General features: G+C 68.9%; 16 protein-coding genes. 9 read left to right on the plus strand and 7 right to left on the minus strand.

The genetic code is table 11. The features are described 5' to 3' along the window. Window positions 1-104 precede the first annotated feature (104 nt). Both DAT35_RS50475 and DAT35_RS50480 read left to right on the plus strand, forming a co-directional pair. Complete coding sequence (locus DAT35_RS50475; protein WP_108076653.1) at window positions 105-1,760, plus strand: tetratricopeptide repeat protein; 1,656 nt, start codon at window positions 105-107, stop codon at window positions 1,758-1,760. Then, on the plus strand, window positions 1,757-3,631 hold the full coding sequence (locus DAT35_RS50480; protein WP_108076654.1) for a DUF4157 domain-containing protein: 1,875 nt from the start codon (window positions 1,757-1,759) through the stop codon (window positions 3,629-3,631). The genes DAT35_RS50475 and DAT35_RS50480 overlap by 4 nt, the downstream gene beginning before the upstream one ends. Window positions 3,632-3,720: 89 nt before the next feature. Here DAT35_RS50480 and DAT35_RS50485 read toward each other — a convergent pair whose 3' ends face one another. Continuing rightward, window positions 3,721-4,212 (minus strand): response regulator, encoded by a 492-nt coding sequence (locus DAT35_RS50485; RefSeq protein ID WP_233262193.1) that lies wholly within the window; start codon window positions 4,210-4,212, stop codon window positions 3,721-3,723. Between the two features lie 248 nt (window positions 4,213-4,460). Further along, a complete protein-coding gene (locus DAT35_RS50490) occupies window positions 4,461-5,276 on the minus strand; it encodes an SDR family oxidoreductase (RefSeq protein ID WP_108076656.1) in 816 nt (271 codons plus the stop codon). Window positions 5,277-5,355: 79 nt separating this feature from the next. Between DAT35_RS50490 and DAT35_RS50495 the strand changes: the two genes are divergently transcribed. Continuing rightward, window positions 5,356-6,240 (plus strand): LysR family transcriptional regulator, encoded by an 885-nt coding sequence (locus DAT35_RS50495; RefSeq protein WP_108076657.1) that lies wholly within the window; start codon window positions 5,356-5,358, stop codon window positions 6,238-6,240. 22 nt (window positions 6,241-6,262) lie between these two features. Here DAT35_RS50495 and DAT35_RS50500 read toward each other — a convergent pair whose 3' ends face one another. The 3 genes from DAT35_RS50500 to DAT35_RS50510 are packed head-to-tail and all read right to left on the minus strand — an operon-like array spanning window position 6,263 to window position 10,673. Further along, the gene (locus tag DAT35_RS50500; protein ID WP_233262191.1) at window positions 6,263-7,702 is read right to left on the minus strand and encodes an AcvB/VirJ family lysyl-phosphatidylglycerol hydrolase; all 1,440 of its coding nucleotides are present in this window, start codon (window positions 7,700-7,702) and stop codon (window positions 6,263-6,265) included. After that, window positions 7,699-10,248, minus strand: coding sequence for a bifunctional lysylphosphatidylglycerol flippase/synthetase MprF (gene mprF, locus DAT35_RS50505; protein WP_108076658.1), 2,550 nt, complete (start codon window positions 10,246-10,248; stop codon window positions 7,699-7,701). The genes DAT35_RS50500 and mprF overlap by 4 nt, the downstream gene beginning before the upstream one ends. 29 nt (window positions 10,249-10,277) lie before the next feature. Beyond that, the gene (locus tag DAT35_RS50510) at window positions 10,278-10,673 is read right to left on the minus strand and encodes a response regulator (protein WP_233262192.1); all 396 of its coding nucleotides are present in this window, start codon (window positions 10,671-10,673) and stop codon (window positions 10,278-10,280) included. 352 nt (window positions 10,674-11,025) lie between these two features. Here DAT35_RS50510 and DAT35_RS50515 point away from each other — a divergent pair, with 352 nt between their 5' ends. Both DAT35_RS50515 and DAT35_RS50520 read left to right on the plus strand, forming a co-directional pair. After that, window positions 11,026-12,501: a trypsin-like peptidase domain-containing protein gene (locus DAT35_RS50515; protein ID WP_369946431.1), complete on the plus strand. Its 1,476-nt coding sequence runs from the start codon at window positions 11,026-11,028 to the stop codon at window positions 12,499-12,501. A gap of 97 nt (window positions 12,502-12,598) precedes the next feature. Beyond that, a complete protein-coding gene (locus DAT35_RS50520; RefSeq protein WP_108076660.1) occupies window positions 12,599-13,240 on the plus strand; it encodes a protein kinase in 642 nt (213 codons plus the stop codon). Window positions 13,241-13,281: 41 nt separating this feature from the next. Here DAT35_RS50520 and DAT35_RS50525 read toward each other — a convergent pair whose 3' ends face one another. Next, window positions 13,282-14,877, minus strand: coding sequence for a protein kinase (locus tag DAT35_RS50525; RefSeq protein WP_108076661.1), 1,596 nt, complete (start codon window positions 14,875-14,877; stop codon window positions 13,282-13,284). After that, window positions 14,874-15,497 (minus strand): DUF2381 family protein, encoded by a 624-nt coding sequence (locus DAT35_RS50530; protein ID WP_108076662.1) that lies wholly within the window; start codon window positions 15,495-15,497, stop codon window positions 14,874-14,876. The genes DAT35_RS50525 and DAT35_RS50530 overlap by 4 nt, the downstream gene beginning before the upstream one ends. Window positions 15,498-17,032: 1,535 nt before the next feature. Here DAT35_RS50530 and DAT35_RS50535 point away from each other — a divergent pair. The 4 genes from DAT35_RS50535 to DAT35_RS50550 all read left to right on the plus strand — a co-directional run bounded on the left by DAT35_RS50535 (window position 17,033) and on the right by DAT35_RS50550 (window position 21,571). Then, window positions 17,033-17,998 carry an efflux RND transporter periplasmic adaptor subunit gene (locus DAT35_RS50535; protein ID WP_108076663.1) on the plus strand — a complete coding sequence of 322 codons (966 nt, stop codon included), beginning with the start codon at window positions 17,033-17,035 and terminating at the stop codon, window positions 17,996-17,998. Between the two features lies 1 nt (window position 17,999). Further along, entirely contained in the window at window positions 18,000-18,968 is a 969-nt protein-coding gene (locus tag DAT35_RS50540; RefSeq protein ID WP_108076664.1) for an HlyD family efflux transporter periplasmic adaptor subunit, read from the plus strand. Then, window positions 18,958-21,171: a peptidase domain-containing ABC transporter gene (locus tag DAT35_RS50545; RefSeq protein WP_108076665.1), complete on the plus strand. Its 2,214-nt coding sequence runs from the start codon at window positions 18,958-18,960 to the stop codon at window positions 21,169-21,171. Before DAT35_RS50540 ends, DAT35_RS50545 begins: the two co-directional genes overlap by 11 nt. Window positions 21,172-21,334: 163 nt before the next feature. Next, window positions 21,335-21,571, plus strand: a complete 237-nt coding sequence (locus DAT35_RS50550) for a mersacidin/lichenicidin family type 2 lantibiotic (RefSeq protein WP_108076666.1) — start codon at window positions 21,335-21,337, stop codon at window positions 21,569-21,571. Window positions 21,572-21,688: the final 117 nt, after the last annotated feature.

Here is a 21,688-nt window from a genome sequence, read left to right on the forward strand (position 1 = left end):
GGCAGGCCGGGCACCGAGCCCGGCCTCCGTTACAGAAAGGCGGGCGGCTCTTCACATGAGGCCTCCTGTCCTCCCTATACTTCGAGTGAAATCCGGGAGGATGCATGACGACGGGGTCTCACCCCCTGGTTCCCTACGACCAGGGGTTCCACTGGAAGGCCCACGCCGCCTACTTCGAGAGCCGGGGCATCGAGGCATGGACCGAGGGCGACATCCCCCACCGGGCCACCAACAACTATACCTTCGCCCGCCAGCACGGCCTCCTCCTCATCGAGCTCGTCCAGTCACTCATGGCAGAGGGCCGATGCGGCCCGGTCGAGCGCATCCAGGTGCTCGAGCTCGCCGGCGGGCTGGGAGACTTCGCCGCCAGGCTCCTGCTCGCGCTGAAGGACGATCTGGGCGAGGCGGGGCGCGCCCTGTTCAACCGCTTGAGCTACGTCTTCACGGACGTCTCCCGCACGTCGCTCGAGCAGGCCATCCGGCGGCCCGCGCTGGCCGGGCTCGTCGCCTCCGGTCACGTCATCCCCGCCTTCCTGGACGCCCGCGCTCCCACCTCTGCTCGCACGCTCGAGGGCGAGGCCCTGGCGCTGACGCCGAGGATCGTGGTGGCGAACTACGCCTGCTGCGTCCTGCCCACCAAGGTGTTCCGCAAGAGGGCCGAGGCGTGGCTCGAGCTCCACACGCGGGAGACCGCGGCTCCGGCCGAGTCCCCCTCTATCGAGGAGCCGGAAGCGCAGGAGGGTGCGGAGACGGACCCGTGGTGGCAGCTCGTGGGCGAGCACGCGTGGCTGCCCGTGCGCCTGGAAGAGACCCTCCGCGGCCCGCTGCATCCCCGCCTCCTCACGCAGGTGCTCGCCCACAGCCCCGAAGCGGAGGTGGCCTACCCGTACGTCTTCGTGGAGCTGCTGGACACCCTCCTCGAGCGGATGCCCGCGGGCGGCGCCTTCCTCTTCAGTGACTTCGAGGACAGCTCGTACGAAGGCCGCATCGGCTCGGGCAGCCGCATCCCGATCCTCTATGGGGATAGCCTCAACCACCCCGTCTGCTTCCCGCTCTTCGAGCCGCTGGCTCGCATGCGCGGAGATGATCTGCTCGTCAGCCCAGGGTGGCACGGCACGACCCGCACGGCGCTCTGGCGCCGCGGCGCCCCCCTCCCCTCTTCCGTGCGCGAAGTCTTCGCCCGCGGCTTCTGTCAGGGACATGTCGGCCAGGACCGGCTCGACTTCGAGGTGGCGGCACTGAAGCTGTCCGAGGCGGGCGACTACAAACGCGCCCTGCGCTTCTACGACCGCTGCCTCGCGCTGGATCCCCATGCCCTCACGCTCTACGAGCAGGCGGGAGCGACGGCGTTGGCGCTCGGCGACCTCGACCTGGCGCTGCGCTACTTCAGCGAGGGCGCCGCCCGAGACTCCCTCCGCGAGCACGACTTCGGGCTCCGGATGAGCGAGGTGTACTGCCGCCAGGGGGAGCTGCGCCGGGCCAGCGAGCTGCTCGAGACGTCCCTCCAGACGGACGAGGAGCCCATGACGTACCTCGCCCTCGGACAGGTGTACCTGGAGCTTGGGGAGTACGCGCGCGCCTTTCGGGCCTACACCCGCGCCCTGGAGCTCGACCCGCACCTCGAGGAGGCCAGACAGGCCCTCGCCGCGTTGCAGGTGGCCTGGTGCGAGGCGGAGCTGGGGCTGCGCGCCACGGCGGAGCGGTGGTGGGAGGACAAGGTCCGAGCACTCACGGAAGCAACCAAGAAGGAGCCGTCATGAGCAGGCGAGACAAGCGGGCGACCGGCACGCGCGTGGAACCCGAGCCCTCCGCCGGAGAGCCGCTGCCCGCGCTCCTGCGGAGCAGGATGGAGGCGTTCTGGAGAGAGGATCTCTCGGACGTGCGCCTCCACGTCCGGCCCGAGGTGGCCGCGCTGGGCGCCGCCGCGCTGGCCGTGGGCCCGGACATCTGGTTCGCGCCCGGGATGTGCGATCCGTCCAGCCCGCGGGGCCTCCAGGTGCTGGGGCATGAACTGGCGCACGTGCTGCAGCAGCGCGCCGGCCGGGTCCGGCCCCCACCGGGAGCGGGAGTCGCGATCGTCCACGACACCGCACTGGAAGCGGAGGCGGACCGGATGGGAGCCCACGCGGCCTCCTTCGTCATCCGCGGGCCCGATGCCCCTGAGGCTCCACCCCTCCCTCGCAGACGGGCGCGCCCTGCGCCAGCCAGCCCCCGGGTCGCGCAGTGCATGCCCTTCGGGGTGGAGCTGGAGTGCTCGAAACTCGAAATCGTGGAGCGCAGGGCCAAGAAGGGCACGGTCATCGTCGAGGACGGGAAGACGTTCAAGGCCGTCTACGAGGCGACCAGCGAGCAGCAGCCCGTCGTCGAGTTCGTGACCCAGCCCCCGGCCAACTCGGAGAAGGAGTTGGTGGAGAGCGTGGGCAACATGGTGGCCCTGGCACGGAAGTGGGACCAACAGATGAAGGCGAACGACGGATGGTTCACCTCTTCCGCCAGGCGCAAGACGGTCGTCGTGCAGACCGGGAACGCGCAGTGGGTCATCCGCAAGCAAGGGCCCATGGAAGTTCCCATCACGGGCATGCTCCAGATCACCATCGGCGTGCCCCTGCGCGCCATGCCGCTCATGTATCGGACGTTCGCGAGCGGAGACCAGCACCTCCACAACAACATCCGCCGGCACTGGGAGAACCTCCGGAAGGCGGCGCACGAGAACAAGGCCGCGGGCCCGGACGGGAGGCCGCTCTCCACGCTGCATGAAGACACCTGGGGATTCCTGCTGCTGGTGATGGACTACATCAACCGGGCGAACTCTCCCTACGGCAAGCCCTACGTCAAGGCGGTGTTCGACACCCTGGCCCGCACGGACTTCGCCACCATCTTCGGCCTCCTCCCTCCCGCCGAACAGCAACGACTGGCCACGGGGGATGGCAAAGACAAGGTCATGCGGGATGTGTGGATCAGGTGGCTCCTGGGGCTGCTGGTGAGGGATTTGAACGAGAGGGAAAAGCTGGCCGACAGGAAGATGGTCCGCTGGATAAACGTCTCCGATAAACCCAACGCCGCCATCAGAACCAACAGATTGCCGACACTCTGGAAGTGGCTGGAGAGCATGCCTCATGAGGATCTGTTCACGGAGAAGCACAGCAGCCACTTCCTCGGGCTCGGAGCGATGGGGAAGAAGGTGGACACCTTGAAGATCCTCGGGCGCGAGGAGAAGGCACCCATCATCGAGCTCAGGGCTCCCCTGGGCTCGGGCATCTCCCTGGATGAGTGGGTGCCCAAGGTGAGCGATTTCTGGCATCTGTACCAGCAGCTCCTCATCCCACCGCGCCCACAGCGCCCACTCCCTCCACGCCCTCCTCGTCCGCCGGCCGAGGCCGTGGCGGCCGCCATCCGGGCCCGAGAGGCGCTCGAGGCACGGGCCGACGCGAAGGCCGAGCAGGCCGCGAGGAACAGTCCGCAGCCGACACCCAAGGCCACTCCAGCGCCCCTCGGGTACACGACCCGCGTGGACGAAGAGCGCGAGCCCTCACGCCCGCCCGAGGCTCCCAAGCCCTTCGTCCGGACGCACTACCCCTCCGACAGGCCCCGCAGCTACTACGACCAGAAAGACCGCGAGAACTACGATTAGCACGACGGGTTCCACACACGGGTCCAGGTGAAGCCCGGCAGCGGCGGGAGGTTTCCCCTGGCCTGGGAGCTGGCTCTCGAGGAGCGGGCTCAGAGGCTCGTCTGGTGCGAGGAGGCCAACGCCAGGGCGGCGGCCCTCAGGTCCTCCAGCCCGGAGGCGGGGTCGAGGATGAAGGCACCGCCAATCCGCGCCATCCGCTCGCGCAGCTTCGGGCTGGTGAAGGCGCTGTAGAGGATGACGGGCACATCCGGGAGGCGCTCGCACAGCCGTGAGAGTGCCTCCAGGCCAGCATCGCCCAGCATGCTCGTGTTGCAGATGATGAGCTCCGGCACCTTCGCCTGCTCGGAGAAGAAGCTCTCGGAGAGCAACTGGACGGCATCCCGCGCGTCCTCGACCACGCCCACCTCGAAGCGCTCCTGCACGAGCATGTCGTTCATCAGCTGGCACCGCGCCCGCAGGTTCTCGATGAGCAGCACCTGCCCCTGGAACACCACCGTGCGCCTCCGGGACTCGCCCCGGAACGCTGCCCGGCCCATCCGCGACGATCCCCTGTTCTGGCTCACCACCGCGTTGGCTCCCATCACGGCCACTCCTTCCGTCCGATTGGCCGCGCCTATGAGCAGGAGTCGTGCCGCTCCCGTACTCCGCGCCATACCACGAACATCCCGGAATGACTAAGCATCCCTGATCAGTCTGACCAGTGCGTGGCGGGGAGAAACGCTACATGTGGCTTTCCGCTACAGCTCGTGACACCCCCGTAACGGCTCCAGGAGGGCCCGTCCCACGGCGGCGGAGTCCCCCCGCCACCGCACCGGCCCGGGCGGGACCTTCACGGGCTGGAGCCACTCCGTCCCGTTGCCACCAGCAACGGCTTCGGCCGCATCAGTTTCGCCGACAGTCGTGCGGTGAACTCCCGCGTCGCCCAGCGTGACATCAGGGCTGTGAAGTAATTGCCGAACCCGTGCACCACGTGCGACCGGTTCGCGTCGAAGGCCGCGAGGCCCACGCGCACCACGTCCTCCGCCGACGCCTTCCTTCCGAACGCCGCCGCTTCCCCTGCCCGGGCGAAGAACGGCGTGTCCGTCGCGCCCGGGCACAGCGCGAGCACTCGCACCCCGCGCTCGCGATACTCCGCCCACAGCGCCTCGCTGAACGAGAGCACGAAGGCCTTGCTCGCGGCGTACACCGCCATGAATGGCACCGGTTGAAACGCCGCCGTCGACGCGACCTGGATCACTCCGCCCTGCCTCCGCTCGAGATCGGGCAGGAAGACGTGGGTCAGCTCGACCAGCGCGCCGATGTTGAGATCGATCTCCTCGCGCTGCGTCTCGAGCGGCAGCTCCTCGAACGGGCCGTACATCCCGAAGCCCGCGTTGTTGATGAGCACGTCGATCACGAGCCCCTTCGCGCGCACGGCCTCCAACACCCGCTTCGCCGCGCCGGGCCTGGCGAGATCTTCCGCCACCACGTCGACACGAACGCCGTGAGTCTTCGTCAGGTCCTCCGCCAGCGTCCGGAGCCGCTCGGCACTGCGCGCCACCAGCACCAGCCGCGCCCGGCGCCGCGCCAACTCCTGCGCGAAAGCCGCTCCGATGCCCATGGAGCCCCCCGTCACCATCACTGTCTTCTCCGCGAAGTCGTACATGAGTCCTACCTCCTACGCCCATGATGCAAAGCGGCTTGATTCCCAGGAACGGGCACCCTTGCTAAGCTGTTTTCCAACCATGCAAAACGCCGTGCCGACCTGGGATGATCTCCGCGTCCTGCTCGCGCTCCATCGTCACCGGAGCTTCCTCGCCGCGGGCCGTTCACTCGGCGTCTCGACCTCCACCGCGGCTCGGCGCATCGAGGCCTTGGAAGCGGCGCTCGGGCGCACGCTGGTGCACCGCAGCAGCGCCGGCACGTCGGTGGAACCCGATGCCCTCGAGCTCGTTGCCCTCGCCGAGCAGCTCGAACACGGCCTCGAAGCCGCGCGACGCGACGAAGGCGACACCGAGCTCTCGGGCACGGTGCGCATCTCGCTCGGCGAAGGCTTCGTGCGTCCGGCGACGCAGGTGCTCTCGGAGCTACGCCGCAAGCATCAAGAGATCCACATCGAGCTCGTCTCGGAATCGCGCACGTCCGATCTCGCGAGACGCGAGGCTGACATCGGTATCCGCAAGGTGCGCTCTTCGTCGCCGGTGCTGATCGAGCGGGCGGTGGGTCGGCTGCGCTTCGCGCTCTACGCGTCGCAGAGCTACATCGAGCGGAGACTGCGCGGTGGGCAACTGCGCGCGGGCGACTTCGAGCGCCACGACTTCGTCGGCTACGACGGCACGATGCGCAAGCTGCCGCAGGAACAGTGGCTCCTCGCACAGGGTGCGAAGCGTTTCCCCTTCCGCTCGAACTCCGACTTCGCATTGCAGGAAGCGGCCGAGCGCGGTCAGGGCATCTGTCTGATGGCCGAGGCGCACGGCCGCACCGTCGACGGGCTGGTGCGGCTCGACGTCGATGTGGCGTTGCCTTCGGTGCCGGTGTTCCTGGTGTTCCACCGCGAGCTGCGGAACGTGCCGCGCGTGCGCGTGGTGGTGAACACGCTCGAAGCGGCGCTCCGTCACGGGCTGAGCTGAGCGCAGAACCGCGGGCGCTCCACTACAGCTCGTGACGCTCTCGCAGCGGCTCCAGGATGGCCCGCCCCACGGCGGCGTAGTCCCCTCCGAAGTGGTGGCCTCCCTTGAGCATCACGGACGTCGCGCCGGGTACGTCCGAGAGCAGCGGGCACAGGCTCTCGTCGGCCTCGTCACTCCCATAGACGCAGACGAGGGGAAGCCCGCCCAGGGCCTTCACCTCGGGGAGGATGGGGTCTCCCCCGCCGCCGCCCACCAGGTCCATCACATGCACCTCGAGCTCCGCCTCGCGGCCCGGGGCGATGAGGGCCAGGGAACGCACCGCCTGGCGCTGCTCGGGGTCGAGCCGGGCCACCACGGACGGAAGCACATCCGCCCCGCGCGAGTACCCCACCAGCACCACGTGCCGTTTGTTCAAGGCCGGCAGGTAGTGCGCGAGGACACGGCCCAGATCCTTCGCCGTCTGCTCGGGCGTGCGCCGAGTCCAGAAGTAGCGCAGCGAGTCCAGGCCCACCACCGGCACGCCCTCCGCGGCCAGCGTCGAGGCCACCTCGCCATCGATTCCCGCCCAGCCCCCATCCCCGGACAGCAGCACCGCCATCGCCTCGCCCGAATCCTTCTGTGCGGGCACTTCGACCAGCGGCAGATCCGACACGTCCACCAGGGTGCCTCCATCCGGAGCCTGGGTGGAGGAGACCACCGGACGCGGAGGCTCCGAGAGGCGGACCACCTCCGCCACGGCTCGCAGGAGCGCCACCTTCCAGGCCACCGGAGCCGACAGCTCATGCCCCACGCCCGGCACGGCATCCACCTCCGCGCCCTGCATGCCCTCGGTGAAGGCACGCACCCGCGCGGGAGCGAACACCTTGTCCCTCGCCCCCACCAGCCACCGCACGGGCCCGGGCAGGACCTTCACGGGCTGGAGCCGCTCCGCCCCGCCGTCCGGCGTGCGCTGACGCACGAGGCCACTCCCCTTACAGAGAGTGGCCGTCATCCGCACCTCCGGGACGAAGCCCAGCGCCACCACGCCTCGGAAGGTGCCCACGGGCGCCTCCACGAGGCTGGCGTACGCCAGCGCGGCCCCCAATGACTGACCCACCACCACCGGGTGCAGGTAGGCGGGCAGCCCCAGCTTCTTCTGGGCGAACTGGCTCAGCGCCTCCAGGTCTCCCGCGGGGTACCCACACCGCTTTCCCGCGCCCAATGACTTCACATACGCGGCCGTGTCCACGCCCAGCACCAGCGTCCCCTCCGACGCCAACATCCGGGCCAGCTCCTGCTCTCCCGCCGCCCAGCCGCCCTCGCCCGACAGGAAGAGGACGACACCGCTCGGCGCCCCCTCGGGCCTCACCACCGCCACCTTGCCGAAGCCGCCGAAGGACAACTTCTCTCCTCCTCCGGCCGCAGCATGGGCGCAGGATGCGAGCAACATGCACACCACGACGGCCAGGCTTCCGAGCTTCATCGCACCAACACTCCCGTGATGCCGCGCGACACCAACGCGGCCGTGCCCGCCAACACCCGCGGGAGTGCCAGCCCCCCAGGCGCCGCCAGGTAGCGCGGCGTCCACACGGGGTGGAACTTCTCCTTGAACTGCCGCAGCCCCTGGAAGTTGTAGAAGTGCTCGCCGTGGCCGAAGACGAAGGAGCCCATCCGGTGCCAGAGCGGCGCCAGGCTGTGTGACTCGAAGCCGGAGAAGGGCGCCATGCCCAGGTTGAAGTGCTGGTAGCCCTGTGCGTGCCCCCACAGCATCAGCGAGGTGAAGAGGTACTCCATGGCCCCGCCCGGAGCCCCCGGCCGGTAGCGCATCAGGTCCACCGACAGCTCCGCCTTCGACTCGGGCGCCCACAGGTTGGCGAAGCCCAGCAGCTCGCCCTGGTGGCGCACCACCGCCACCGGCCCCTCCTTCATGTAGCGCTCGGAGAAGTAGCCCAGCGAGAACCCCTTCTCCCGCGTGTTCTTCTCCCCGAGCCACGCCTCGGAGATGTCCCTCAGCCGGGGCAGGAGCTCCGGCACGCCCTCGCGCGGCACCACCTCGAAGCTCAAGCCCTCCTTCTCCATCTTGCGATGGCTGTGACGCAGCCCCCGGCGCTCGGGGACGTCCAGACGGAAGTCGCCCAGCGGCACCGTGGCCTCCTCGCCCAGCTTGAGCAGCGCCAGCCCCAGGTCCAGGTAGCGCGGCAGCGACGAGGGCCCCACCTGGTAGAAGCACGTCCAGCCGTGGTGCGCATCCACGAGCTCGCGGAAGCGCCAGGCCAGCTCCGTCCCCTCCTCCGGCGGACCCACGGGGTCTCCCATGGCCACCCACGTCCGTCCGGACACGCCGTACATGAGGACGGCCGTGCTCCGCTCGTTGAAGAGCAGCGCCTTGTCACCCACCAGGGCCAGGTGGCTCGTGGACTCGGGCGAGCGCTTCACCAGCGGACGGGCCCGCTCCAGCTCCTCCTCGGTGGGCGGCTGGAGGCGCGGGGACGAGGGTGCGAGCAACCGGCCCACGCCGTACACCAGCGCGACTCCCACCGCCCCCACGGAGGCACGCAGGAAGCGCGGCGCGTCCCCGTCGAAGGTGAAGCGCCACCAGAGATCGTTGCTGTAGTCCACGTGCCGGTAGGAGAAGAACCCGAGCCACACCGAGGCCCCCACCACGGAGCCGATGGCCATCAACCACGGAGGGCTGAAGCGCTCGGAGAAGAGCGAGGTGCGCCGGTAGAACTGCTCGCGGAAGGGGCCGAGCGAGAGCGCCAGCGCGAAGAGCAGCGAGGCCTCCTCGTAGTCGAAGCCCTTCACCAGCGACAGCACGCCGCCGCACAGCAGCAGCCCGAGCGCCAGCACATACGCCGCGTCGAGCCTCCGCTGAAGGCCCCGCCCGAGCAGCAACAGCGACACGCCCACGAGGCTCCCCAGCAGGTGGGACAGCTCCACGAGCGGCAGGGGCAGCAGCCGCTTGAGCACGAGGAGCCGCTCCTCCACGGTGGGAGTCGCGCCCGAGAAGAGCAGGATGGATCCCGCCAGCACGGCGCCCGTGGCGGCCACCGGCGGAACCACCGTCCCGAAGGAGGTCCGGGCGCCCTTCAACAGACGGGTCACCTGCTGCCGGCGCTGCGCCAGCTCGTTGCCCGCCAGCAGCAGCGACGCCATGACGAAGGGCGCGAGGTAGTAGATGGCCCTGTAGGCCACGAGCATGCCGAGCACCGTCGGCGTGGGGACGCGCGGCGTGAGGGCCGCGAGGATGATGGACTCGAACACGCCGAGACCTCCTGGCACCTGGCTGATCAGCCCCGCCACCTGGCCGAGCATGAAGAGCGCGATGAACACCGGCAGCGGCAGGCCGGCATCCGGGGGGAGCAGCAAGAACAGCACCAGGGCCGCGAGCAGCCAGTCCGAGCCCGACACGAAGAGCTGCGCCACGGCCATGCGGGGCGTGGGCAGCACCAGCGAGAGCCCGCGCACGGTGAGCGGCTGACGCCACCGGGCACAGACGCCGACGTAGCCCACCGCGAGCAGCAGCAGCACGAGCCCCAGCGCACGCAGCGCGCCCACGGACAGCAGGGGCAGGCCGTGCACCTCCACCGGAGCGACGGCGAAGGCGAGGCCTCCGGTGGCGAGCAGCCCCAGCCAGAGGGTGAGGCCACAGAAGACAGCCACCCGGGTGATGTCCCGCGCGGACATGCCCCAGGCGGAATACAGGCGATAGCGCACCGAAGCCGAGCTCAGCATCGCCACCCCGACGTTGTTGCCGAAGGCGTAGGCGATGAAGGACGCCAGGCCCACCTGCGGATAGGGAAGCCGCTGCTCCACGTACCCGAGCGCCAGGACGTCATACAGCGTCAGCAGCGCGTAGTTGAGGGCCGTGACGAGCACCGCGAGCGCGAGGCGCGAGCCGGGCAGGGCCGCGACACCGTCCGACACGTCGCGCCAATGGAAGGCCGCCAACTCCCGGTGAAGCACCCACGCCGCCGCGCCCAGCAGCACCGCGGGCAACATCGCGGAGAGAACGCCTTTGAGCTTCATTCCTGTCCCCCCTGCTTCCTGGCGTGCACTCAGTGCGGCGCGATCATCTCCCGCGCCATGTCCCGCAGCACCTCGAGCTCGAAGGGCTTGTCGAGCACCCGAGCAGCCCCCAAGCGCTCCACCTGCTCGCGCAGCTCGTCATCTCCAAACGCGGTGATGAGCAGCACGGGCGTGGTCCACGACTCGCGGCGCAAGCGGGCGAGCACCTCCACGCCCGAGAAACCCGGCATCCGCACATCGGAGATGATGAGGTCCGGAATCCACGCGTCCGACTCGTCCGTCAGCCCGGCGATGAGGGTCTCGATGAGCCCCGGCCCATCCTGGGCGACCACCACTTCGTACCCTTCGCGGGCCAGCATGCCGCACAGGAGCGCGCGCATCTCCGCCTGATCCTCGGCGAGCAGCACCTTCAGCGGACTCTTCACCAGACGCAACTCCCACCTCCTTCTTGGTCCTGGTTCGCGGATCATCTAGAGCAGGGTCCGTGCCATGGCCCTCTTCGAAGGGGAGATGAGAGGAAGACGCGCCGTTGCTCGGGCCTGGACAGGGCGGAATGCCCCAAACAGAGCCTCTTCTGGGGCATTCCGCCCCGAGCCCCGCCCTCATTTCAGACAGGACGCGGCGGCTCCACGAGCCTGCCCTCCGAGAGAACCAGGGCCTCTCGCCCGCCTGGAGAGAAAGCCGCCGCGGGCCGGAAAATCGGCCCTGGCGCGGCATCTGCAAACGGCTCGGAACGAATCCCAGCCGGGCGCTCGTGCCCGGCGGAAAGGAGCAACCGTGTCCTCACCCCTCTGTTCTCGCACTCCGGTTCGCGGCTTCCTCCTCCTGTCCTGCATGGCGTTGGCAGCCTGTGGACAGGCGAATGGCGCGCCCCTGGCCGCTCCCTCCACGCCCCGGACGGCGAATGCCCCCGTGAGCACCGCTCCCGCCTCCGTCCCCGAGGTGTCGGTGCCCTCACCCGGCTCGCTCGCGCCGCTCGTCGAGGCCGTGAAGGGAGCCGTCGTCAACGTCGAGGTGCAGTCACGCCCCCGCGTGGCGTCCCGGGAAGACCTTCCCTTCCCTCCCGGTCTGGCCGAGCGCTTCGGCTTCCCGGGCATGCCCCGAGGCCAGACGCAGGGGCCCGTGCAGCAGGGCCTCGGCTCGGGCTTCCTCATCGATGACAAGGGCACCGTCCTCACCAACAACCACGTGGTGGAGGGAGCCGACCACGTGCGCGTGAAGCTCGAGGATGGGCGCGCCTTCGACGCCGAGGTGCTCGGGAGGGATCCACTCACCGACGTGGCGCTGCTGCACCTCAAGGGCGCGCCGAACGGACTGCCCTTCGTGGCGCTCGGCGATTCGGACACGACGCGCGTGGGTGACTTCCTCGTGGCCATTGGCAATCCATTCGGCCTGGCCTCCAGCGTGAGCTCGGGCATCCTCTCGGCGCGCGCCCGCGACATCCACTCCGGCCCCTATGACGACTTCCTCCAGACGGACGCCGCCATCAACCCGGGCAACTCGGGCGGCCCGCTCTTCAACCTGAAGGGCGAGGTCATCGGCATGAACACCGCCATCATCCGCGACGCCACGGGCATCGGCTTCGCGGTGCCGAGCAACCTCATCCGCTCGCTCCTGCCGCAACTGGAGAAGGCCGGCGCGGTGCGCCGCGGCTGGCTGGGCCTCTCGGTGCAGGATCTCACGCCGGAGCTCGGCCGCGCCCTGGGGCTGAACGTGGACAAGGGCGCCATCGTCGCGAACGTCAACCCGGGCAGCCCCGGAGCGAAGGCCGGCCTGCACGACGACGACGTCATCACCGAGGTGGAGGGCAAGCCCATCACCTCCGCGGGCACCCTCACCCGCACCGTGGGCCTGCTGCAACCGGACAGCCGGGTGAAGCTCCACGTGCTGCGCGAGGGCAAGCCCCTGGACGTGCAGGTGACGCTCGGCACGCGGCCGGCGCTCGACGGCGAGCCCGAGGTCACTCCCCGCGACGGGAGCGCGGCCCCGGCACAGCAGCGGCTGGGATTGCGGCTCATGGAGGATCCCGAGGGCAATGGCGCACGCGTGGCGGCGGTCGAACCGGGCAGCCCCGCGGACAGGGCGGACATTCCGGCGGGCGCGCTGCTGCGGCAGGTGGGCAACCACAAGGTGGCGAGCGCCGCCGAGGCGGCCGACCTGCTGCGTTCGGCGAGCTCGGGCACCACGCTGCTGCTGCGCATCCAGCCGCCCAACGCGGATGTGACGCTGCTGCGCGCGCTGACGGTGCCGTAGCCCGGGGAGTCGGCGGGTGGACATCGGGGCATGACGCCTGGGAGCAGGCGCGAGGAGAGACTATACACGTCACCCCCCGCATGCTACTGGCCAGGTCATGCTCAGCCTTTCCCTCTTCGAGCCTCTCTCCATCCAGCCCGCTGATGAAGTGGCGGGCTGGCGGGTCGTCCGAACCTGGAGCCAGGACGCCTTCAGCATCACCTGGGTGGTCGAGCGATCCGGGGAGCAACGCCTGCTGCGAATGGCGCTGGGTTCGCCCATCACACCCGAGGGCCTGGAGATGGAGAAGTACCTGGAGCGCGAGGCGGGGGCGCTGCGGCTCGTGCAACACCCCAACATCATCCGCCTCTACGACGACGGGCGCTGGCCAGAGCCCGAGCACGGCTTCCGCTACCTGCTGCTGGAGTACGTGGAGGGCGTGAAACTCCAGAGCGCGAGGAACCAGGGCATGACGGCCCGGGACGCGGGCAACATCTTCTTGCGGCTCGCCAAAGCCATGGGCGCCATGCAGAACGTGGGCGTCAGCCACGGCGCCATCGGGCCGAGAAGCATCCTGCTGCGCGGCAACGGTGAGCCCGTCATCATCGACTTCACCTCCTCGGACTGGCCGGGCAATCCGCATCCCCTACCGTCCCGTCCCCTGGCCGGATTCGAGGGCACCGAGGGGGTCTTCCCGCGCGGCCCCACGGGCCCCGGCTTCGGGATGCCCATCATCCGCGGCAAGAAGTACCGCTCCTGAGCCCACCCACCCGGCTCTGGAGCACGAACCCCGCCGTGCCCTCAACGCCGCCAGACGTCCAAGGCGACGATGGGGGCCATGCGCCCCAGGACGACGGCCCCGGGCTTGGACTCCGGATCGTCCTGGGGCCAGATGTCATCGGCATTTCCCACCCACAGGCAGACGGGGCCCTCGCGGCCATCCGGCAGCAGGGCCTTGGTGTAGATGGCGATGACCCCATTCACCGTGTCGGTTTCATCCCGGAAGCCCTCCCAGAGGTAGCCGTAGAGCAGCGTTCCCACGGGCAGCTCCTGCGGGGTGTTCTCGCTCATCCAATCGCCCCGCTCCACCCGGCCGAGCAGGGGCCCCTCGCGGTAGACGCCGGTCTGCATGCGCTCTCCGGGCTGATGGATGTCGAGCGTGACCAGGTAGTGGCCGTATTTCATCTTCATCACGTCGAACATGAAGTGCTGGGCCTCCTCGGGGCAGCGTTCCCTGTACGCGGGGGGCTGGGGCTTGACCGGGGCGGCCGGACAACCGAAGCCGGTGAGGGCGCACAGCAGCGCGGTGAGCAGGGAGGAGCGCGGCGTATCGGGGGTGGAGGTGGAGGAGTCCTGCGGGGTGGAGGGCACGGGTTGGCTTCCTTTCGAAGAAGAGGCGGGCGCGGAAGGCGCCACCTCGGGTGCATGCTCGCGCGAAAGGAGCCCGGAGCGCGCGCCCCACGACAGCAGGGTCAGGAGCACCAGCCCCACCATCAGGGCCAGCAGCCACTTCATGCGCCTCGACGGGCGTAGAGGAGGTGAATCCGCGTCCCGACGCTCGGGAGGAGGCGGGGAGTCCACCGGAGGCGGGGGCTCGCCGGGCCCGGCGACCACCTCGGGTGCCTGGGACGACTCCTCTTCTTCCCGCTGCTCCAGCATCGCCTCTTCCGGAGGGATTTCCTCCGGCAGCAACAGGGATACCTGCCAGGCCTGGGACCTCCGCTCGCCCTCCGTCGTCTCCAGCGCATGCAGCAAGAGGTCGGCGGCCACGCCTCCCTCGAAGGGCACCTCCTTCTTCCAGGCCTCGGTGCGCGTGTACTCCATGAGCTCGGGGGGCAACAGGTGGAGGGCACCGTAGGGCACGCCCAGCGTCTGCGCGAGCGTCCCTGGCAGGCGCACGTTGCCGAAGTCGATGAGGAAGGGCCTGCCATCCTCGCGGCGGATGAGGAGGTTCTCCGCCTTCAAGTCCCGGTGGTACACGCCGCGCTCGTGCAGCACGCCCACGGTGCGCACCACCTCACCGAAGGTGCCCACCAACAGGGCGGCACCCGGGTTCGTCCTCCAGCGCCAGTGGTGCCAGTCATCGCCCTCCACCAGATCCGTGACGAAGTAGGGGTAGCCCTGCTCCGGGTGGGGCCAACAGTCCAGCGCATACACGCGCAGCAGGTTGGGATGGGGCGAGTACGTCAGCAGCGCCGCCACTTCCCGCGACATCCTCCAATTCCCGAGGCTTATGGAGAGGGGCCGCAAGGACATCTTCAGGGCGTAGAACATGCCGCCGCGCTCCACCTTGAAGACGCGCCCCGCGCCGCCCACGCCCAATCGCTTCACGATGCGCCAGGGCCCAATCATGTCACCAGGCCGGAGATGATCGGGGTGCAGGGCTTCCAGTCTCATGGCCGGACCTCCCGGAGCGCGACTCTGCCCACGCGGAGCAGCCGCCCGCCTTGCGCGTCCACCAACTCCAACAGGAAGAAGCGCTGACCACGCCCGGGCGCCTCCGTCTCCACCACGACGGCCGCCACCTCCCCGGGTTCGAGCAGGGGCTTGTCCATCCACACCCGACGCACGGGCACCTCGTCCCCCTTCACGCTGACGAGGCGCGCCGCACCGGGCGCCCAGGGCTTACGGCCCGGGAGATTCCGCACCTCGAGGAACACGAACGCCCCGTCCTTGGTCCGGGAGCCTCTGCTCTTGCGAACGTCGAGACCGCTGGCATCGCCCGGGAGTATCTGCGCCCGGAAGTCCGAGAACCGGATGCCGTTCACATCCACCTGCTCCGGCGGCACGGCGGCGGTCCCGTTCGTGCCACCTTCCAACGCCACGGCCGGCGCCGGGCGGCGCGCCACGTCCACCGCCTTGTCCACCTGGGTGGGCTGCGAGACGAGGGCGAGCACGGAGCGCACCGGCGCGGCACCGTCCTGGGAGCGCACCGGCACGCTCAGCTTCTGGCCGGGCTCGAGCGCCTGGGGCTCGTGGGTGGGGGACTCGGGCTGCGCCACCGCAGACGTCCCCATCAGAAGAAGCCAGAGTGAGCACCACGGTAGGAGTCGTGTCAGGGCGGATTACCTCCGCGGTCCACCCTAGCAGAGTCCTCGCTCGTGGCGACCGCTCCGGCAGCACGCCCTCACACCGCTCCAGACCGGGCACTCGTCATCATGACGAGCGAAGACAATGGAATATGTCGAATAATTCAATCTTCACTCGTCATCACGACAAGTGCTCCACACGGAATTGGATTTTCGCCGACCCGGCCGCCCATGCTGATGCCCCGAGCGCAGGAGGCAGCATGGCACAACCCTTCCGTATGGCATTGCTGCTCGTTCCGTTGGCGCTGGGGTGCGGCTCAACCTGGGACCGGCAGAGTGCTGTCGAGGTCCCCTTGCACCAGAGCGTGTGGGGGCTGCAGCCAAAGGGTCCTCCGTGCACACTCAAGAGAGAGGAGTGGGAGAAAAGCTGCAACCGCGTGAACTTCGGCAACCCGGAGATTTGCCCTCCGGGGTGTCCTCCTTCGGAACCAGCCAAGGGCCCCTAACGGAAGTGACCCCTTTCATGAGATGGCGCGTACTTTTCATCACCCTGGGCTGTGCGCTTCTCCCCTTCCCCGTGGTGGGGCTGGTCTTCATGGCCCTGCGCCAACCCCCTCCGCCCAAGCAGATGGGGACGAGGGCGAACCTCATTCCCGTGCTCTCTCTTCATGTATCGAGGTCTCTGCCAACCTACGGGCGACTCTGCAACACGGATGCGGACTGCGATCCGCAGCTCGGGTGCCTGTACATCCAGAGCGAGTTTTATTCCGAATGCACGGACAGCAGGTGCATGGATGATAAGGACTGCCCGGACGAATTCGCTTGCCTCGCCTTCAAGACCCGGGACGGGAAGGGCCTGGTCAACAGGTGCTCGCTCATCGGAGAGCGCAAAGAGGGGGAGCTGTGTGTACCCCTCGCGCGCAGCGTTCGTCTCGGTTGCGTGCGAGGATTGCTGTGTCAGGAGGGGTGGTGCGGCCGACCCTGCCAGATAGATGCTCCCTCGAGCTGCCCCACCGGTTCCTTCTGCTCGGAGGGAAGCGAAGGACTCCCCTCCTGCCTCCCCACCTGCGAGGGGCGCGCCTGTCCCGAAGGCCAGCAATGCACCCCGGATACAGGGGGGGCTTCTTTCTGCTCGCAAGTGTATGGCCCGGACTGCCGGAAGACGCCATGTCCCAAGGACCAGAGGTGCAGGCTCTCGTCACCTCCACAGCACCCCTGGGAAATACGGACGGAATGCAGGCAGCTCTGCGACTTCAAGAGCCCCTGTCCCGAGGGCTTCGTCTGCCTGCGTTACGAGTGCCGCAAGGCGTGCGACCCCCAGGGCCCCCCCACCTGTGGACCCGGTCTGGTCTGTGGCCAGTACAAGCCCTCGGACCCCTGGTTCTGCATGGGCGGCTGATCAGCCGTCTCTGGCACGGGCGGATAGGCTCGCGGTCTGGCCATCACACCCATCCGCCATAAATCGTCACAATACCCCCCCGCCGTATCACCCCGTGTGGGACCTGCCACGGGGAGATTTGGGAATGCGTCGTTGGGTGCGGATGACGGCAGTGGGTTGGGGACTGGCTTGTCTGGGGAGCGTGGGGGCTTCGGCGCCCGCTCTCGCGAACCCTGATGTGAGTGGGAACGGCCCTCCGCCCGCCCCGGTGGTGGACGGAGGAGCCGTCTCCCGGCCGGGCACCGAGGAGCCCTTCCTCGGCGTCATCATCCCCAATGACTCCGTGAATGTGAGCTCCCGCTTCGACTCACGTCTGGACAGGCTCGAGGTCGAGGTCGGTCAGTCCGTCCACGCGGGCCAGGTGCTCGCGAGGCTCGACACGCGCTCGCTGCAACAGCAGCTGTCCGCCGCCGAGGCCACCCTCCAGGGCTCTCGCGCCGAGGAGCAGGCCGCCTCGCTCGCCCTCTCCGAGGCCCGTGCGAAGAAAGGCCGCTACTTCACCCCCCGCTCGCTGGAGCTCGGTGTCTATTCCCAGGAGGAGCTGGACAAGGTCCGCTACGAGGAGAGCACCGCCAACGCCCGCCTGCAGGCGGCCCGGGCCACCACGCTGGAGCGCCAGGCCCAGGCGGCCGAGCTGCGGCAGAACCTCGGCGATGCCACGCTCGTGGCGCCCTTCGATGGGGTGGTGGCCGCGAAGCTCTCCAGCCCCGGCTCGCGGCTCCCCGCGGGAGCGCCCGTGCTCAAGCTGCTCGGCACCGGCGGCTGGAAGGTGCGCTTCGCCGTCCCCGAGGAGCAGGCACGGGAGCTTCAGCCAGGCTCATCCCTGGAGGTGAACGTCCTCCAGAGGGATCTCTCGCTCCAGGGCCAGGTGGAGAGCGTCGCGCCCGAGGTGGACTCCGCGGCCCGCCTGGTCTTCGCCACCGCCACCTTCAACCAGCCACCACCGCCCGAGGTCTCCTCCGGCATGGTCGTCCACGTCCGTCCGGGGCCCACGCAACAGCTCGGCGCGCAGGGCAAGGGTGGCTCCGCGCCGACGGGGGCAACGCCGTAACATGGAAGCCACTCAACGAACCACGGAAGCCACGCAGCGCAGCCGCATCTTCCGTGAGGAAGCGCTCCGCCACCACGAAGGCGCTCAGGACGAGGGAGACATCCTCCGCATCTCCCCCAAGTGGACCCGGTGGACATACTGGTTGCTGCTCGCCCTGGTCGTCTCCGCGGGTCTCTATTCCATCCTCGGCACCATTCCCGAGTACGCCTCTGGCCCCGCGGTGGTGAAGGTCGAGGGCCGCAGCGATCTCACCACCCAGCAGCCGGGCATCGTCGCCTCGGTGGAGGTGAAGCCCGGACAGCGGGTGGAGGCGGGGCAGCCGCTGGTGAGCTTCCTCTCCCAGGAGGAGACCTCCACCCTGGAGCGGATCGAGCGCGAGTTCGAGCTGCAGCTCGTCCGGGTGCTGCAGGATCCATCGGACGAGGCCGCGCGTCAGGCCCTCACGTCGTTGCGAGCCGAGCGCGAGCTGGCCCAGGCCCGGCAACAGGCGCGAACGCTGCGGGCACCGCAGGCGGGAGTCGTGAGTGCCCTGCGCGTGCGACAGGGCCAGTACGTCAACCCGGGAGAGAGCGTGGTGTCCGTGGTGGGTGACGACGTGCACGTGACGCTGGTGGCGCTGCTGCCGGGCGGGTACCGGCCGAGGCTCGAGCCGGGCAAGCCACTGCGCGTGGAGCTCAACGGCTTCAGCCATGAATACCAGACGTTCAACATCGAGTCCGTGGGAGATCAGGTCATCGGCCCCGCCGAGGTCCGCCGCTACCTCGGAGCGGACAGCGCGGATGCCGTCCAGCTCTCGGGCCCCATGGTGCTGGTGAGGGCGCGCATCGACTCGCCGACCTTCACCCTCAAGGGCAAGACGTTCAACTACTTCGACGGGATGCTGGCCCAGGCCGACGCACGCGTGCGCTCGGAGCGCATCCTCGTCACGCTCATTCCGGGCCTGAAGGGAGCACTGGGACATGAGGACTGAGGCCGTTCGGCATCCGGGGCTCACGGAGCGATTCCCCGCGTTCCGCAACCTGCGCGTGAAGGGCCGTGAGCGCCGGATTCCCCTCGTGCGTCAGCTCTCGGAGATCGAGTGTGGCGCCGCGTGTCTCTCCATGGTGCTCGGCTACCACGGCAAGCCCGTGCGCCTGGAGGAGGTCCGCCAGGCGATGGGCGCTGCGCGGGATGGGGTGTCGGCGCTCGACATCCTGCGCACGGCGCGCAGCTTCGGGTTGCGAGGGCGCGGAGTCTCCGTGGACGACGAGGTACTCACCTATCTGCCCGCGGGCACCATCCTCCACTGGCAGTTCTCGCACTTCGTCGTCTTCGAGAGGCTGGGGCGGGACGGCGTCCACCTGTTGGATCCAGGCCATGGCCGGCGCAAGGTGTCGCTGGAGCGCTTCCGCCAGTCCTTCACGGGCGTGGCCCTGCTCCTGGAGCCCGGGGAGAACTTCGAGACGGGCAAGAAGCCCCAGGCCCGCTCCGCCGCGAAGTACGCGATGCAGGTGCTCCAGCAGTCCCACGTCCTCCAGCGCATCATCATCGTCTCGCTCATCCTCCAGCTCTTCGCACTGGCGGTGCCGGCGCTGACGGGGCTCATCATCGACCGGGTGGTGCCCCGGGGAGACACGCACCTGCTCATGGTGGTGAGCCTGGGATTCCTCTCCCTGGCCGGCTTCCAGCTCCTCACCTCGCTCATCCGCAGCCACCTGTTGCTCGAGTTGCGCACGCGCATGGACTCGAACATGACGCTCGGCTTCCTGGAGCACCTGGTCGGCCTGTCCTACGCCTTCTTCCAGGTACGCGCCGCGGGCGATCTGATGCAGCGGCTCAACAGCAACGCCACCGTGCGGGAGATCCTCTCCTCCAGCACGCTCTCCGCCCTGCTCGATGGCGCGCTGGTGATCATCTACCTCGTGCTGCTGTTCGTGGTGAGTCCCTCCATGGGGGTCATCGTCCTGGGACTGGGCGCCCTGCAGATCCTCGTCCTCCTGCTCTCCACGCACCGTCAGCGCGCACTGATGTCGGAGAACCTGGAGGTCGAGGCGAAGAACCAGAGCTACCAGATCGAGATGCTCACGGGCATCCAGACGCTGAAGGCCTTCGGCGTGGAGCACCAGGCGGTGCAACGCTTCTCGGAGAGCTTCGTCAACGTGCTCAACGTGTCGCTGAAGCGGGGCCGACTGACGGCATGGGTGGACGCGCTCACCGGAACGCTGCGGCTGGTAGCGCCGCTGGTGCTACTCACCTTTGGAGCGCTCCAGGTGTTGGCGGGGAAGATGACGCTGGGCACCATGATGGGACTCAATGCGCTGGCCGGGGCGCTGCTCGTGCCGCTGGGCAACCTGGTCACCACCGGCTCCCAGCTCCAACTGCTGCGCAGCTACATCGAGCGCATCGACGACGTGTTGGACGCCGCGCCCGAGAGGGACGCCTCGCGCCCGGGCCGTCAGGTGAAGCTGAAGGGGGGCATCGAGCTGGAGCGGGTGTCCTTCCGCTACGCGTCCACCTCCCCGCTCGTCGTGCAGGATGTGTCGCTGCACATCGAGCCCGGCCAGTCCGTGGCGATCGTCGGCCGCTCGGGTGCTGGGAAGACGACGCTGGCCAACCTGTTGCTCGGTCTGTACCTGCCCTCCTCCGGGCGCGTGCTCTTCGATGGAGAGGACCTGACGGAGCTGGATCTGCACTCGGTCCGCGGCCAGGTGGGTGTGGTGCCCCAGGAGCCGACCTTCTTCAGCTCCACGCTGCGCGGCAACATCGCCATCACCGACACGTCCGCCCCGATGGAGCCCATCATCGAGGCGTCCCAGCTGGCCCAGCTCCACAACGACATCATGGCCATGCCCATGGGCTACGACACGCCGCTGGTGGACCGGGGCGCATCACTGTCGGGAGGACAGCGGCAGCGGCTGGCGTTGGCCCGAGCGCTGATGCAGAAGCCGGCGGTGCTGCTGCTGGACGAGGCCACCAGCTCGCTCGACGCCATCACCGAGAGCCGGGTGCAGCAATCGCTGACCTCGCTCCAGTGCACCCGCGTCATCATCGCCCACCGACTGAGCACCGTGGTGGACGCGGACCTCATCCTGGTCATGGACGAGGGCCGGCTGGTGGAGTCCGGCAAGCACCAGGAGCTGCTCCTGCGCGGTGGCATCTACTCGGAGCTGGTGCGCGCCCAGGTGCACAAGTAGGGCTCGCGGCCAGACAATCCCAGACAAGGACTCGGTTGTTGGCATCGCCACCGGTGAGCACTCCGCACCGGTGGCGATGTGCTTTTTCGTCACGAAATACGTCCCGCCGACTCCACCCAGGAGAACCGCGCCCGAACGGGCGCCCTACCCTGGAGCCGACACCATGAAGAAGGAAATGATCATCAGGGCCTGGAAGGATCCGTCCTTCCGCGCCAGCCTCTCCGACGAGGAGCGTGCGACGATCCCCGAGAGCCCCTCCGGCAGGGCGTTGACCGAGCTCGACGAAGGGGAGCTGAACGCAATCGTTGGTGGCAAGGCCGTGGACCTGCAGCCCTCCACGGGGTGTACCGGTCCCGTCCGGGCGACGTGCGGAATCGTGCTGTGTTCACCCGCTGAATAGCCGTGAATCCCCTCCCCTGGCGGCTGCTCCATCCGGAGCAGTCCCGCCAGGGGTTTTTCTTTTACAGACATCAGGCTCCAGTCCGCGACACCAGTGGTGCCGCCATTTTCGTCACAA

The sequence above is a fragment of the Vitiosangium sp. GDMCC 1.1324 genome (assembly GCF_003044305.1).
In the GTDB taxonomy this organism is placed as follows: Bacteria; Myxococcota; Myxococcia; order Myxococcales; family Myxococcaceae; genus Archangium.

Coding starts and splice junctions, on each gene's coding strand:
- DAT35_RS50475 (WP_108076653.1), top strand. CDS start 105: ATGACGACGGGGTCTCACCCCCTGGTTCCCTACGACCAGGGGTTCCAC.
- DAT35_RS50480 (WP_108076654.1), top strand. CDS start 1,757: ATGAGCAGGCGAGACAAGCGGGCGACCGGCACGCGCGTGGAACCCGAG.
- DAT35_RS50485 (WP_233262193.1), bottom strand. CDS start 4,212: ATGGGAGCCAACGCGGTGGTGAGCCAGAACAGGGGATCGTCGCGGATG.
- DAT35_RS50490 (WP_108076656.1), bottom strand. CDS start 5,276: ATGTACGACTTCGCGGAGAAGACAGTGATGGTGACGGGGGGCTCCATG.
- DAT35_RS50495 (WP_108076657.1), top strand. CDS start 5,356: ATGCAAAACGCCGTGCCGACCTGGGATGATCTCCGCGTCCTGCTCGCG.
- DAT35_RS50500 (WP_233262191.1), bottom strand. CDS start 7,702: ATGAAGCTCGGAAGCCTGGCCGTCGTGGTGTGCATGTTGCTCGCATCC.
- mprF (WP_108076658.1), bottom strand. CDS start 10,248: ATGAAGCTCAAAGGCGTTCTCTCCGCGATGTTGCCCGCGGTGCTGCTG.
- DAT35_RS50520 (WP_108076660.1), top strand. CDS start 12,599: ATGCTCAGCCTTTCCCTCTTCGAGCCTCTCTCCATCCAGCCCGCTGAT.
- DAT35_RS50525 (WP_108076661.1), bottom strand. CDS start 14,877: ATGAGACTGGAAGCCCTGCACCCCGATCATCTCCGGCCTGGTGACATG.
- DAT35_RS50530 (WP_108076662.1), bottom strand. CDS start 15,497: ATGGGGACGTCTGCGGTGGCGCAGCCCGAGTCCCCCACCCACGAGCCC.
- DAT35_RS50535 (WP_108076663.1), top strand. CDS start 17,033: ATGCGTCGTTGGGTGCGGATGACGGCAGTGGGTTGGGGACTGGCTTGT.
- DAT35_RS50540 (WP_108076664.1), top strand. CDS start 18,000: ATGGAAGCCACTCAACGAACCACGGAAGCCACGCAGCGCAGCCGCATC.
- DAT35_RS50545 (WP_108076665.1), top strand. CDS start 18,958: ATGAGGACTGAGGCCGTTCGGCATCCGGGGCTCACGGAGCGATTCCCC.
- DAT35_RS50550 (WP_108076666.1), top strand. CDS start 21,335: ATGAAGAAGGAAATGATCATCAGGGCCTGGAAGGATCCGTCCTTCCGC.